This is a genomic window from Streptomyces sp. NPDC058877 (assembly GCF_042742855.1).
Lineage (GTDB): Bacteria > Actinomycetota > Actinomycetes > Streptomycetales > Streptomycetaceae > Streptomyces.
Map to the genome: position 1 here is coordinate 1 of NZ_JBHYMF010000190.1, position 12801 is coordinate 12801.

General features: G+C 68.0%; 13 protein-coding genes and 1 pseudogene. 6 read left to right on the forward strand and 8 right to left on the reverse strand.

Going from position 1 to position 12801, the window contains the following annotated elements; translation table 11 throughout:
• Positions 1-136 precede the first annotated feature (136 nt).
• The gene (locus tag ACFW2Y_RS29755; protein WP_384885330.1) at positions 137-1252 is read right to left on the reverse strand and encodes a dispase autolysis-inducing protein; all 1116 of its coding nucleotides are present in this window, start codon (positions 1250-1252) and stop codon (positions 137-139) included.
• A 1002-nt stretch (positions 1253-2254) separates the two neighbouring features.
• Positions 2255-2821 carry a Uma2 family endonuclease gene (locus tag ACFW2Y_RS29760; protein ID WP_384885331.1) on the reverse strand — a complete coding sequence of 189 codons (567 nt, stop codon included), beginning with the start codon at positions 2819-2821 and terminating at the stop codon, positions 2255-2257.
• 196 nt (positions 2822-3017) lie between these two features.
• Between ACFW2Y_RS29760 and ACFW2Y_RS29765 the strand changes: the two are divergent.
• From ACFW2Y_RS29765 to ACFW2Y_RS29775, 3 genes and pseudogenes are all read left to right on the forward strand, one after another.
• A pseudogene (locus ACFW2Y_RS29765) lies at positions 3018-3173 on the forward strand (DUF255 domain-containing protein); the annotation flags it as partial.
• 57 nt (positions 3174-3230) lie between these two features.
• A complete protein-coding gene (locus ACFW2Y_RS29770) occupies positions 3231-3380 on the forward strand; it encodes a hypothetical protein (RefSeq protein WP_384885333.1) in 150 nt (49 codons plus the stop codon).
• A gap of 155 nt (positions 3381-3535) precedes the next feature.
• Complete coding sequence (locus ACFW2Y_RS29775; RefSeq protein WP_384885335.1) at positions 3536-4084, forward strand: Uma2 family endonuclease; 549 nt, start codon at positions 3536-3538, stop codon at positions 4082-4084.
• Positions 4085-4289: 205 nt separating this feature from the next.
• Here ACFW2Y_RS29775 and ACFW2Y_RS29780 read toward each other — a convergent pair whose 3' ends face one another.
• From ACFW2Y_RS29780 to ACFW2Y_RS29790, 3 genes are all read right to left on the reverse strand, one after another.
• Positions 4290-5402: a DUF262 domain-containing protein gene (locus ACFW2Y_RS29780; protein WP_384885336.1), complete on the reverse strand. Its 1113-nt coding sequence runs from the start codon at positions 5400-5402 to the stop codon at positions 4290-4292.
• Positions 5395-5994 (reverse strand): hypothetical protein, encoded by a 600-nt coding sequence (locus tag ACFW2Y_RS29785; RefSeq protein ID WP_384885338.1) that lies wholly within the window; start codon positions 5992-5994, stop codon positions 5395-5397. The genes ACFW2Y_RS29780 and ACFW2Y_RS29785 overlap by 8 nt, the downstream gene beginning before the upstream one ends.
• Before the next feature lie 417 nt (positions 5995-6411).
• Positions 6412-6978 (reverse strand): Uma2 family endonuclease, encoded by a 567-nt coding sequence (locus tag ACFW2Y_RS29790; protein WP_384885340.1) that lies wholly within the window; start codon positions 6976-6978, stop codon positions 6412-6414.
• Between the two features lie 231 nt (positions 6979-7209).
• Here ACFW2Y_RS29790 and ACFW2Y_RS29795 point away from each other — a divergent pair, with 231 nt between their 5' ends.
• Entirely contained in the window at positions 7210-9267 is a 2058-nt protein-coding gene (locus ACFW2Y_RS29795) for a thioredoxin domain-containing protein (RefSeq protein WP_384885342.1), read from the forward strand.
• A gap of 80 nt (positions 9268-9347) precedes the next feature.
• Here the strand turns inward: ACFW2Y_RS29795 and ACFW2Y_RS29800 are convergent, their stop codons facing one another.
• The 3 genes from ACFW2Y_RS29800 to ACFW2Y_RS29810 form a co-directional block, all read right to left on the reverse strand.
• Positions 9348-9755, reverse strand: coding sequence for a rodlin (locus ACFW2Y_RS29800; RefSeq protein ID WP_384885344.1), 408 nt, complete (start codon positions 9753-9755; stop codon positions 9348-9350).
• A gap of 94 nt (positions 9756-9849) precedes the next feature.
• Positions 9850-10902, reverse strand: a complete 1053-nt coding sequence (locus tag ACFW2Y_RS29805) for an LCP family protein (protein WP_384885346.1) — start codon at positions 10900-10902, stop codon at positions 9850-9852.
• 404 nt (positions 10903-11306) lie between these two features.
• Positions 11307-11717 (reverse strand): rodlin, encoded by a 411-nt coding sequence (locus ACFW2Y_RS29810; protein WP_384885348.1) that lies wholly within the window; start codon positions 11715-11717, stop codon positions 11307-11309.
• Between the two features lie 220 nt (positions 11718-11937).
• On the opposite strand from ACFW2Y_RS29810, the gene ACFW2Y_RS29815 reads away from it, so the two are divergent.
• Both ACFW2Y_RS29815 and ACFW2Y_RS29820 read left to right on the forward strand, forming a co-directional pair.
• The gene (locus ACFW2Y_RS29815; RefSeq protein WP_384885350.1) at positions 11938-12351 is read left to right on the forward strand and encodes a rodlin; all 414 of its coding nucleotides are present in this window, start codon (positions 11938-11940) and stop codon (positions 12349-12351) included.
• A gap of 177 nt (positions 12352-12528) precedes the next feature.
• Positions 12529-12762: a chaplin gene (locus ACFW2Y_RS29820; protein ID WP_384885351.1), complete on the forward strand. Its 234-nt coding sequence runs from the start codon at positions 12529-12531 to the stop codon at positions 12760-12762.
• Positions 12763-12801: the final 39 nt, after the last annotated feature.

Here is a 12801-nt window from a genome sequence, read left to right on the forward strand (position 1 = left end):
GCGCACCGGGCCATGGGGGGCCGGGCCCGCGGGGGGCGTGGCCAGACGGGGGCGGGGCCACCCGGGGGCGGGCCCACACGGGGGGGGGCCGCCCGGGCAACCCCCGGGCCGGCCCCACCGCTCCGAGGCGAACGCGTCAGCCGGACCAGCTGCCCGTCTCCTCCATGCCGAGGTACAGCACCGTGGGCTGGACCGGGTTGAAGGCGATGGCGGAGATGCCGTCGAAGGCGTTGTGGGTCTTGGTGAGGGCACCCGTGCCCGCGTCGTAGCGGAACAGGTCGGTGCCGTAGTCCTGGAAGTACATGCCGAACTCGAAGTACAGGACGTCGGGGTCGACCGGGCTGGGGGCGAGCAGGGTGCCGTTGGTCAGGTCGTGCTCCGCCGTGTCGTCGACGATCTTGGTGAAGGTGCGGCCTCCGTCGGTCGAGCGGTACAGGTACCGGCCCTCGACGCCGGAGCCGGGGGCCGCCTCGGTGAGGTCGATGCCCACGCCGTAGACGACGGAGCTGTCGGCGGGCGAGACGGCGATCCGGAACAGGTTCGCCCTGGTGCCGGAGGTCAGGCCGGCGGACCCCGTCCAGGTCGTTCCGCCGTCGGTGGTCACCGCGCCGCCCCGCACCATGGCGCCCACCACGACGTGGTCGAGGTCGGCGGGGTCGAAGGCCGCGTGGTAGATGCCGGTGCCGGAGGGGAACGCGGCGGTACCGAGGACGGACCAACTGCTGCCGCCGTCACGAGAGTCGTACAGGCGGCCGTCGCCGCCGACGACCCGGAGGTGGTCGCTGTCGGCCGAGTCGGTGCCCAGCCCCATGATGCGCTCCGCCGGGGCGGTGAGCGGGGTGACGGAGGTGCCGTCGATCCGGGCGAGGTAGGCCCCGTTGACCTCCCAGGCGAAGGCGCGCGAGCCGACGCCCGCGGTCAGGGTCGCCGATGCGCTGCCCAGGGTCGCGACGTGGTTCCAGGAGCAGCCGGCGTTGGTGGAGCGCTGGAGTTCGTCGTTGCGGGTGGCCAGCAGCGTGTCGGGGGCGTCGAGCGCCACGAGGCCCCGGGTGTAACTGACGGGCCTGAGCGTGCCGGTGGTGGTGGCGAGGGTCGCCCCGTCGTCGGTGGTGAGGGTGACCGCACCGTCGCCGACCACGCGGTTGCAGGACGGAACGCTCCAGCTGGTGCCCGGGGCCGCGGTGGCGGCCGGCGACTGGGCGATGACGAGGGCAGCGGCAGCCGCGATGACGGCAGCACTGACTCGCTTCATTGTGCCTCCCTTGTGGGGTGTGGCGCAGTTGCGCTTGGTGATCTTGTTCTATCCCGGAGGGATGCATGAAGACAGCATGATCATCCGCCAAATCTTCTGACTAGAAAGCCACTTGACGAAAGATCTTCGTAAATTGACGCTGAACGGCGTCAATCTTTAATTGAATAAGAGGCGTCACCTCGGCGCCCCGGCCGCCCGGCACCTCGCCGACGGCGCATCGGCGCCCCCAGCGGACGCGCTCCACCCCGAGCCCCGCCCACCTGGGGCGGCTGTGATGTCGGGCGCCGAAGCCGCCGGCCCCTTTTCCGCCGGCTCTTCGGGCTCAGCCTGCGGACCCCGAGGGGATGGAGCGGGCCGGTCAGGCCGCACGCGGGCGCGATCCGCAGGTGCGGGCCGCGTTCCTGCTCGTCAACGACCCCGTGCTGCTCCTCCTGCGGCCACGGCTGACCGAGGCCCTGGGGGCCGGTCCGCTGTCCGCCGCGCGCCTCGAACACCGGGCGCCGGAAGTGCTGGTCGTCTACGGCGAAGGACTGACCGCCGGGGGAACGGGCGGTACGACACGAAGCAGTGATCTGCGGGGCGGGGACCACAGGGCTCGTCCTGACGCGTCGGCCGGACGCGCCGGGCCGGGACGTCGTGGCGCCGGAGAAGGCCCCCGGCCCCCGAACCCAGGGGCACACGGTCGACTCCTTCGGCCCGGGGTGCGACGCGATGGCGGCCACGGGGCTCTCCCTCCGCGGCTGACGGAGCCGGCCCACCACGGGATCGGCTGGATCGTCCCACGCGCCTTGTGCAAGTGCCCTTCGTCCAGCGGGGCGCACTTACGGCCAGGCGGTACCGATCGTGACGGACCGTTGGAGCAGGGGACGCACGGTGCCGGCCGGAGACGCCGCCCACGCCGTGTCCCTGCTCGCGGGCCAGGGGCTCCGCTCGGGGGCGCGGGAGCGTACGTGCTGGCCGAAGAACCCGGCCGGGCGTCGTCCGTGGCGGCCGGGAGGTTCCTCAGATGACCGCAAGATCGACGGTGATGGAGAACGGCGTGGTGGCCTTCACCGTGCTGGTGAACACCTCGCCGTCCCGGTAAGCCTTGGTGGCGGGGTCGAGGACGTGGGTGTGGACGATCGGGACGCCGGTGGCGGCCTGCTCGACCCGCCAGTAGAAGGGGATGCCGGCCTTGGCGTACTGGTCCACCTTCACGATCCGGTCGGTGGTCTCCGAGCCGGGCGACACGACCTCGACGACCAGGAGCACGTGCTCGGGGCGGGTGGGCGTGAGGTCGACGGTTTCCGCCCGGTAGACGATGACGTCAGGCCGGCGGTTGGTGAGGGGAACGTCCTGCAGGCGGACGTCGAAGTCCGTGTCTGCGTTCCAGTCCGGGCCCGCGGCGGTGTCCAGGGCATTGGCCAGGAGCCGGGCCAGCCGGCCCAGCCGCTTCGAGGCGCTCGGGCTCACGACGACCATCCCGTCCACGATCTCGATGCCGGCGCACTGCTCCTCGGACCAGGAGTCGTACTGCTCCGCGCTGATCCGCGAATGCATCCACGCGGGCGCCACCATCTCGGGAGACATGGCGTACCTCCTTCGAGGAGCCTCGGCAGGTCCAGCACCGCTGCGCCCGGCCTACTGTTCCGAGATGCCGGGTCGCCCGACCCGGAGGGGGCGGAGTCGCCCACCACGTGATGGCGTGCGACTGCAATGCGACCGAGTGGGGCGGGCTCGTCAGTGATTCACCGGTCGCGGCAGGCGCTGTGAGAGGCTGGGCCGCATGAACCGGCTGGCTGGTGCGACCTCGCCCTATCTCCTTCAGCATGCGGACAACCCGGTCGACTGGTGGCCCTGGGAACCGGAGGCGTTCGAGGAAGCGCGACGGCGCGACGTGCCCGTCCTCCTGTCGGTCGGATACTCCGCGTGCCACTGGTGCCAGTGAACTTACACAACCAGGTAGTCCTGACCTGGGGTGTTGCCAAGAGGTAGCCGCATGGACACGTACGATGAGCATCTGGACGCAAGCATCGACGCCTGGGTGGAGGCCGAGCTGGCCGCCTCACCCGAGTGGGGGCTCGAGGAGTACGCCACCATCCGCCAGCGCCTGGAGGGCAGCGGACCCGCTGTCACCGCTGAGGAGTAGTGGGGCACGGAGCCGCAGCGCGGCCCGCACCACAGTGCCGTGCGCGGCGGACCGGCCGGCCCACGCGCACGGCACCATCCGGGCTGACGCACTTCGTGGTCGCCCCATGCGAGTCCGGGGCGTCATATGCTGAGGGCGACGGGAAGGAGCTGTTGATGAGCGTGGACGCGGTCATGCACACCGAGTTCCCTGCTGGGTACGTGGTCTTCTTCGGTACCGACGGGAAGGTGGTCATGACTCCGCAGAGCGAGGAGCACTCCAGCACCATCAAGTCGATGCAGTACGACACGATCCTGTCGTTCGGACGGCATGCGAAGACCGTCTCCGATGTGTACATCGACTTCCCGGCCGACGAGAACTCGGCTCCCGATCTGGCGATCATGCGGGAGGATGCGCAGCGGCAGGGCAAGCGCTACGGCTTCGAGGACGTGCTGCTGATCGCCGAGGTGGTGTCGGTCTCCTCCGCGCGCAAGGACTACGACGACTGCACCGCGAAGTACGGCCGCTACGGCATTCCGGTCTACGTGGTGGTGGACCCGTACGCCGCGGAGGTCGTCGTCCACACTCGGCCCACCGGCTCCGGCTACATCGCGGCGCACACGCACAAGTACGGCTCGGGCAAGCTGCCCATCGAGCTAGCCGACGGGCGGACCTACACCCTCGACCTGGATGAGCTGCCCCGGCCGGAGGCCGACGCGCGCTGACCCCGCCTACCCCGTCGTCCGAGTTTGTCGACCTTCATTGGTTCGCGCTTCGGTGTCGTACGGCGCGCAACAGCTCCTGGCTCCAGGCGGCACGCGGCTCCTGCGGGCCAGTAGCCCATGAGCTGGAGGCGCCCGACGAGGCTGAGCGGCGCGGGATGCCGGTCCGGCTCGTGGTCAGATATTCGGCGCGGACAGGCTTGAGCCGTCAGCTCTTGAGAAACTTCGCAAGAATCAATGTCAGCTGCTGAGAGCGAGTTCGACGTGCGCCCAGGTCGGACGAGTTTCGGATGCCAGACGTGTACTCATCGATGATCTTCTCGACTTCCTCGGCCGTCATGTGGACCGTGGCTGCGAGAGATGAAATGAGTCCGGCCGCTTCTCCGTTCTCGCCATTGCGCTTCCTGGCGGAGACTGCGCGCTGGAACAGGTCCAGAAGTTCCCGAATCTGAGCCGTCCGGTCCGGGATAGTATTGCTGAGCTCCTGGCGTAGTCCCCAGGAGACATGCAGAAGAGTGAACATGTCGACAATGTTCGACCACCTGGTTCGACCAACCCACTTGATGGTATTTCTGAGGAGCGTCAGAAGGTCGAGGAATTCCGTCGAGCGGTCCTGATATTCCTCGAAATCTGCAGAGATTTTGTCATAGCGCTCGTTGAGTTCATTCTTTTTGTTGGATAGTCCGAAGATGCAGCTGCCGAAGACCTCGGCGTAGAACTCCAGGTCGCCGCCTCGCTTGCGTCGTTCGCCGCTGAAAATTCCGGATACTGAGCTCACCTCGTGGGCTGCGCAGTCCTTGAGGAAGTCATTGAATGGGCCAGGTAGCAAAGCATTTCGGAGCTCTTGCTCCGTCAGTACCATGTTGACCCTGTTGACGCGGGCGAATACTGCTCGCACGAACTCGTCGGCGAGATTGGATAGGCGCCGAATCGGGAAGCGATATTGGAAGAACTCTTGACGTACATCGTCGGGCAGCTCCTTGAAGAACTTCCCCTCGAACTTCTCGCTTAGCTTCTCGTCTTCCAATTCGTCCAGCGGGAACTTGTTATTAAGGAACTCGAGAAGGGAGGTGAGGCGCTGCTGGCCGTCGACAACGGATGCGGTCTGTTCCCCTTCCGGTGATGTCTCATACGCAAGATAGATCTCAGGGATCGGATACCCGAGGAGGATGGTCTCCATGAGTGACACCTTGGCGCGATCGGGCCAGACGGCCTTTCGCTGGTACTCAGGTTGGAGGATCAGTTCGCCGGATTTGTCTAGCGATCGGAACTCTGCCACCGTTTTCGATTCGATCTCGAACTTGAGTCCGTGGTCAGCCATGGTGCACGCCCTCCTCGATCGCGCGATCTCGCGCGATGTTCACACTTTTCAGCTGATAGTTTCTGAGTGACCTATGGTTGCGGTACAGTCGATAATTTACTTCGCAGTTGCTGAAGGTGCTACCGAGATCCTGGATGAAGAGATCCCTGGATCGTGACCACTGTTCACCGAAGGACAATCGTGGCAGCACGATATCGAGGGCGATGCATTCCTCAAAAACCAGCTTGCGCAGGTAGTTCTTATTTCCGGAGAAGAGGTCGTCCTCGATTATCTCTCTGAGTTCGGCCCATGCCTTGTCGAATAGCTCTGGCGAGATCACCGCGATGTCCAAGTCTGAGCCTTCGCGAAACCTTCTGAAGTTCTTCTTCGGGTTCATGGAATAGCCCAGGCGGGCACTTCCGACTAGCTGGACGGCCATTGGGTCCACGCCCAGTTCGGTTGCAACCAGATGCCTCCATCTGATGTAGCTGAGCTCTTGAGGCCACACCGCGGGCGTTCCATCGAACAGTCGGGCGGTCACGAAATAATCAACTTCCTGCCCCAGTGAACTGAATTCTTTCCAGAATTCTGGTAGTCCTGAAGCATTGTCCATCGTGTCCCCTCAACTAGTGTCGAGCCGACCGTGCCTGTTTTCGCTGTTGCATCTGCGTCGCACTGGGTCGGAAGTGATGAAACCGGAACCATCGCCTTGGTCGCGTGGCCACCGCGCGATCTCCCAGGTAATCGTGCGAGGATCTTAGCGCGTTTGATTGCCCCGCGGGTCTGATTCAGTATGGGCTGTTCCTGTCTCTCGCCATCTCACGGGTGGTGACCTGTCTGACCTGGTTCCAATATCTGCTGGACAACATCGCTGTCCTGGCAGGAGCCGTCGTCACGGGTGACGCCATACATGCCCAGCGCGACTGCGCCGGCTGCCTCCTCGTCTTGGTTGCCCGTTACACCGTGATCGTCGTAGGTAGTCAGAAGAGGCTGTCTGTAGCACCTTGCTGGCGCCGAGCGAGCAGGGTCCTTACATATCCCCAAGGTCGACCGTGATGGAGAAAGGGGCGGTGGCCTTCACGGTGCCGGTGAACATCTCGCCGTCTCGGTAGGCCCTGGTGGCGGGGTCGAGGACGTACGTGTAGACGATCGGGACGCCGGTGGCGGCCTGCTCGATGCGCCAGTAGAAGGGGATCCCAGCCTTGGCGTACTGATCCATCTTCACGATCCGGTCGGTGGTCTCCGAACCCGGCGACACGACCTCGGCCACGAGGAGTACGTGCTCGGGGCGGGTGGGCGTGAGGTCGATGGTCTCCGCCCGGTAGACGATGACGTCTGGCCGGCGGTTGGTGAGTGGAACGTCCTGCAGGCGGACGTCGAAGTCCGTGTCGGCGTTCCAGTCCGGGCCCGCGGCGGTGTCCAGGGCATTGGCCAGGAGCCGGGCCAGCCGGCCCAGCCGCTTGGAGGCGCTCGGGCTCACGACGACCATCCCGTCCACGATCTCGATGCCGGCGCACTGCTCCTCGGACCAGGAGTCGTACTGCTCCGCGCTGATCTGCGTATGCATCCACGCGGGCGCCACCATCTCGGCGGACATGGAGTACCTCCTTCGAGGATGCGGTGCTGCTCGACTCAGCGTACTGCCCGCTTCCAGTCGGGCACCGGCTGTGGGTCGGGGCAGAACCTCCAGTGTCCGCCGGGCGACCTGGGTGCAAAAGGGGCGATCCGCATCCACCACGTGATGGCGCATGAGTGCAAATCGGCCAAGTAGGGAGGGGGCTTGCGGGCCGAACCGGCAGGGCCGTGTCGGCGTGAGAGGCTGGGGCGTATGAACCGGTTGGCTGGTGTGACCTCGCCTTATCTGCTTCAGCATGCCGACAATCCGGTCGACTGGTGGCCGTGGGGACCGGAGGCGTTCGAGGAAGCGAAACGGCGCGACGTGCCCGTCCTCCTGTCGGTCGGATACTCCGCGTGCCACTGGTGCCATGTCATGGCGCACGAGTCCTTCGAGGACGAGGGCACCGCCGCGTACCTGAACGAGCACTTCGTGTCCGTCAAGGTCGACCGCGAGGAACGGCCCGACGTGGACGCGGTCTACATGGAGGCCGTGCAGGCCGCCACCGGACAGGGCGGCTGGCCCATGACCGTGTTCATGACGCCGGACGGGGAACCCTTCTACTTCGGCACCTACTTCCCGCCCGAGGCCCGTCACGGCACGCCCGCCTTCCGCGAGGTGCTCGAAGGCGTGCACCGCGCCTGGACGGACCGGCGGGACGAGGTCGGAGAAGTGGCGGGCAAGATCACCCGAGACCTCGCCGAGCGGGAGTTGACCATCGGCGACACCGGGGCGCCCACCGAGGAGACCCAGGCGCTGGCGCTCCTTCAGCTGACCCGGGACGTCGACCCCGCGAGCGGCTGGTTCAGGGGCGACACCAAGTTCCCGCCCTCGATGGTGGTCGAGTTCCTGTTGCGCCACCAGGCCCGGACCGGCTCCGTGGCGGCACGGGAGATGGCGGAGGGGCTGTGCGGCGCGATGGCCCGGTCGAGCCTGTACGACCAGCTGGGAGGGGGCTTCCACCGGTACGTGCTCACGCCGGCGACCGGAGGACCCCTGATCCCGCACTTCGAGAAGATGCTGTACGACAACGCCCTGCTGTGCCGGGCGTACGCCCATCTGTGGAGGTCCACCGGCAGCGACCTGGCCCGCCGGGTCGCCCTGGAGACCGCCGACTTCATGGTCCGGGAACTCCGCACCCCCGAGGGCGGTTTCGCCTCCGCACTCGATGCCGACTCCGAGCAGGAAGCACCGGACGGAGCGCGTCCGCAGCAGGGCGGCGGCCGGCACGTCGAGGGCGCCTACTACGTGTGGACCCCCGCGCAACTGTCCGCGGCCCTCGGGGACGAGGACGCCGCCCTCGCCGCCGCCCACTACGGCGTCACCGAGGACGGCACCTTCGAGCACGGGAGCTCCGTCCTCCGGCTCCCGCAGGAGTCGGGCCCCGTCGATGCCGACCGGATCGCCTCGATCGAGGCCCGGCTCCGAGCCGCCCGCGAGGAGCGCGAGCGCCCGGGCCGCGACGACAAGGTCGTCGCCGCCTGGAACGGCCTTGCCATCGCGGCCCTCGCGGAGACCGGCGCCCTCTTCGACCGCCCCGACCTGGTCGACCGCGCCACCGAGGCCGCCGACCTCCTCGTCCGGGTCCACATGGACGAGACCGCCCGGCTCACCCGTACGTCCAAGGACGGTCGGGCCGGCACCAACACGGGTGTCCTGGAGGACTACGCCGACGTCGCCGAGGGCTTCCTCGCCCTCGCCGCCGTCACCGGCGAGGGCGCCTGGCTGGAGTTCGCCGGCTTCCTCCTGGACCTCGTCCTCGACCGCTTCACCGGTGAGGGCGGCGCGCTCTACGACACCGCCCACGACGCCGAGCGCCTCATCCGACGCCCCCAGGACCCCACCGACAACGCCACCCCGTCGGGCTGGACCGCCGCTGCCGGAGCGCTCCTGTCGTACGCGGCGCACACCGGCTCCGAGGCCCATCGAGCCGCCGCCGAAGGAGCCCTCGGTGTCGTCAAGGCCCTCGGGCCGCGCGTGCCCCGCTTCATCGGCTGGGGCCTGGCCACCGCCGAGGCCCTCCTGGACGGACCCCGCGAGATCGCCGTCGTCGGCGACGCCGCCGATCCCGCGTTCCAGGAACTGCGTCGGACGGCCCTGGCGGCGACCGCCCCGGGAGCGGTCCTCGCCGTCGGAGCCCCCGACGGCGAGGAGTTCCCGCTGCTGAAGGACCGGCCGCTGGTGGCCGGGGGGCCCGCCGCGTACGTGTGCCGTCACTTCACCTGCGACGCCCCGGTCACCGACCCGGTCGAACTGCGCCGGCGGCTCTGACCCCGGCCCGGAACGGGGAACGGCCCCGCGTCCCCTCCGAGGGAGGGGCGGCGGGGCCGCACCGTACCGGGCTGCGCTGCTCAGCTGTTGCCGGCGCCGTTGCCCGACAGGACCGGGATGTCGTCCAGGATGTGCGACAGCGGCTCGTCGCCCTTGGCCTGGGTGGAGTTCTCGGTGCACTGCTGGTTCTGCGGGGAGGACAGGACGTTGATGTCCTGGACCGCGATCGGGACCAGCCCGACGAGGGAACCGGCGTTGACCTTGGCCGGCAGGCCGACGCAGGGCTTGTTCAGGGATCCCTGGACGAGCGCGAACTGCGGGCTCATGTTGCCGTGGGTGGCGGAGTTGCCGAACTCCTGGTGCGCGCCGTTGCCGGACAGCGACGTGGTGCCGCCGTCGTCGGCGATCGCGAGCGCCTGCCCGGCACCCGCGGCCGTCGCGCCGAGGACCGACGCGGCCACTGCAGCCGTAGCCAACAGCTTCTTCATGGTTCAGGCCTTTCGGTTTCTGGCTCGCTGAGTGTCGAACCGCGCTGATCAACTGGTGAGAGGTCCGGAGGTTCCGGGAAGTCCACCGGACGGACTACGGGCAAATGAGCGAAGCTCCCCGGGCCGGCCGGTAGGCAGCGGCCTGGATCTCGCTCGGAGCGACGGCTTCGGCGGCCGGTAGGGGGCGGTCCTCGGCCAGCCGCCCGAAGACCTCCGCGGCCCCCTCTTCGTCCCAGGCGACCGTGGATCCGACGCCCTCGACGTTCGCGTTGAAGCCCCGTACCGGGACGGTCGCGAACTCCGTGCGCTCCGGTGGCAGGTTCCGCAGGCGTGCGGCGAGCGCCAGCAGCTCCGCGGTCGAGATCCCCCGTTCGCCCGCCGCCGTCCCGCGGAGGGTCGCTGCGACCTCCCCCAGCCGCCCCGGGGCGTCGAGCACGCCGTCACGGAGCCGGCCCAGTGCGTTCGCCACGAACCGCTGCTGCTTGCGCATGCGGCCGAAGTCCATCTGCCCGTCCGCCCGCCGCGACCGCACGTACTGGAGCGCCTCGCCGCCGGCGACCCGCTTCGTCCCGGGCTGTAGGTCGAGGCCGGTGGCCGGGTCCTTGAGCGGTTGCTCCGTGCAGATCGGCACCCCGTCGTCGACCTGGTCCACGGTGTCCATGAAGCGTCGGAAGTCGACCGCCAGATAGCGGTGCACGGACAGACCGGTCATCGATTCGACGGTCTCGACCGTGAGGTCGGGGCCGCCCTCCGCCCAGGCGTTGTTGATCTTCGCCTGATGAGGGGCGTGCACCTTCCCGGTGCGCCGGTCCCGGTGTTCCCCGGGGAGCGATGCCAGGGAGTCCCGCGGCAGGCTCACGACCTCGACGCGGTCGCCGGCCGCCGAGACGTGCACGAGCATCATGACGTCCGTGCAGTCGCACCCCTGCCCGCCGAGCCGGAAGCGCTCCTTCTCCTCCTTGGTGACCCCCTTTCGGCCGTCGAGCCCGACGACCAGGAGGTTCAGCCCCCTCTCGGGAGCGGGGAGGTCCCGGGACGCGACGGAGACGGCGCCTGCGAAGGCCCCGGGAAAGAGGGCGGTGAGGGCGGCGAGGGTCGCCGCGGCGACCAGCGGGCGTCGAGCGGGACGGGGGCGCGGGAATTTCATCTCCGCACCGTATTTCGACCTGCTCGCACAGAGGTGCGCCACGCGAGTTGGGGCGGACGAATCACTCTCCCGCGACGCCTGTGTAATGATGCGGGAATCGCAGCGGAAGGAGCGAAGATGGCGCCGGATCCCGGAAAATGGGAACGGATGGCCTTCATTCCGAAGAGCCGGTATGTGAGTGACCCACCCCCTGCCGACCGTACTCCATTTCCCCTTTATTCCGCCCTGGTGGCCCAGTGGGTGCAGGCGGGCCGGGCGGTGCCGGGGATGCCCGACCGGGAGTGGGAGCGCCTGATGGCGACCCCGGTCTGGCCGAACTGGTAGGAACGACCGAGGAAGACGAAAGGGGCCGCCCCGGAGGGGCGGCCCCTGACGTGTGAACGCCGTCGTGCTCGGACGGAACGTCAGCTGTTGCCGACGCCGTTGCCCGACAGGATCGGGATGTCGTCCAGGATGTGCGAGAGAGCCTCGTCGCCCTTGGCCTGGGTGGAGTTCTCGGTGCACTGCTGGTTCTGCGGGGACGACAGCACGTTGATGTCCTGGACGGCGATCGGCACCACGCCGACGAGCGAACCGGCGTTGAGCTTGGCCGGCAGGCCGATGCAGGGCTTGTTGAGCGAGCCCTGGACGAGCGCGAACTGCGGGCTCATGTTGCCGTACGTGGCGGAGTTGCCGAACTCCTGGTGCGCGCCGTTGCCGGACAGCGACGTGGTGCCGCCGTCGTTGGAGATGGCGAGCGCCGGGGAGGCCACGGCGGCGGTGGCGCCGACGATGGAGACGGCTGCGGCCGCGGTGGCCATAACCTTCTTGATCACGGGAGTTCCCTTCTAGAACCGGCTCCGTGCAGGGAGCGACCTGATCAACAGGCCTTCGGACGCCAGGGTTCCGCTGTGTCACCCCCCTGGGGGAGCGCGCGTGACGGCGCAGAACGAGGTCCCAGTCGAACGAGTGAAGCGCCGGAACCAACGGTCAGTGACCGCAGTTGATCCGGTCGCATCAATCAGGTCGATTGGTGGGAACAGGAACGGAATCACCGTGAACAAGAAGATCATGGCGGCCGCGGCCCTTACGGCCTCCATCGTCGGCGCTTCCGCTGCGGCGGCCTCTCCGGCGCTCGCCATCGCCGACGACGGCGGCACCACCTCGCTCTCCGGCAACGGCGCGCACCAGTCCTTCGGCAACTCGAAGACCACGGGTGACATGAGCCCGCAGTTCTCGGCCGTCCAGGGCTCGCTCAACAAGCTCTGCCTCGGTGCCCCGGTGAAGGGCAACCTCGGTTCCCTCGTCGGCGTCCTGGTTCCGGTTGCCGTCCAGGACGTCAACGTGCTGTCGTCCCCGCAGAACCAGCAGTGCACCGAGAACTCCACCCAGGCCAAGGGCGACGAGCCGCTGTCGCACCTCGTCGAGGACATCCCGGTCCTCTCCGGAAACGGCGCCTACAACAGCTGATCCGTTTTCCGTGCGAACGGGGCCGGTGGGAGCAATCGTGTTCCCGCCGGCCCCGTTTGCTGCGCGCAATGGAGTGAAAGGGAACGCGTCGTCGTCGCTCGTGTTTCCTTTGTGAGGCATGTTCGTTGTGTTCTGTGCAGCGGAAATGTTTTCCGCCGAGGAAAGGATCCAGACGAAATGAACTGCAAGAAGGCTGCGGCCGTCGTCGCCGGAATCGTCATGGCCATGGGTGCGGCGTCGCCCGCCTTCGCGGACGCGGACGCGCAGGGTGCGGCCATCGGTTCGCCGGGCGTCCTCTCCGGGAACGTCGTGCAGGTCCCGATCCACGTGCCGATCAACGTCTGCGGCAACAGCGTGAACCTCATCGGTGCGCTGAACCCGTCCTTCGGCAACACCTGTATCAACGCCTGAGTTCCTGCGGCCCGCAGGCAAGGGGTCGGCCCCGGGGGG

What these genes read in the sequence shown, in the direction of transcription:
- ACFW2Y_RS29755 (WP_384885330.1), bottom strand. Translation starts at nt 1,252, where the DNA reads ATGAAGCGAGTCAGTGCTGCCGTCATCGCGGCTGCCGCTGCCCTCGTC.
- ACFW2Y_RS29760 (WP_384885331.1), bottom strand. Translation starts at nt 2,821, where the DNA reads ATGTCTCCCGAGATGGTGGCGCCCGCGTGGATGCATTCGCGGATCAGC.
- ACFW2Y_RS29770 (WP_384885333.1), top strand. Translation starts at nt 3,231, where the DNA reads ATGGACACGTACGATGAGCATCTGGACGCAAGCATCGACGCCTGGGTG.
- ACFW2Y_RS29775 (WP_384885335.1), top strand. Translation starts at nt 3,536, where the DNA reads ATGAGCGTGGACGCGGTCATGCACACCGAGTTCCCTGCTGGGTACGTG.
- ACFW2Y_RS29780 (WP_384885336.1), bottom strand. Translation starts at nt 5,402, where the DNA reads ATGGCTGACCACGGACTCAAGTTCGAGATCGAATCGAAAACGGTGGCA.
- ACFW2Y_RS29785 (WP_384885338.1), bottom strand. Translation starts at nt 5,994, where the DNA reads ATGGACAATGCTTCAGGACTACCAGAATTCTGGAAAGAATTCAGTTCA.
- ACFW2Y_RS29790 (WP_384885340.1), bottom strand. Translation starts at nt 6,978, where the DNA reads ATGTCCGCCGAGATGGTGGCGCCCGCGTGGATGCATACGCAGATCAGC.
- ACFW2Y_RS29795 (WP_384885342.1), top strand. Translation starts at nt 7,210, where the DNA reads ATGAACCGGTTGGCTGGTGTGACCTCGCCTTATCTGCTTCAGCATGCC.
- ACFW2Y_RS29800 (WP_384885344.1), bottom strand. Translation starts at nt 9,755, where the DNA reads ATGAAGAAGCTGTTGGCTACGGCTGCAGTGGCCGCGTCGGTCCTCGGC.
- ACFW2Y_RS29805 (WP_384885346.1), bottom strand. Translation starts at nt 10,902, where the DNA reads ATGAAATTCCCGCGCCCCCGTCCCGCTCGACGCCCGCTGGTCGCCGCG.
- ACFW2Y_RS29820 (WP_384885351.1), top strand. Translation starts at nt 12,529, where the DNA reads ATGAACTGCAAGAAGGCTGCGGCCGTCGTCGCCGGAATCGTCATGGCC.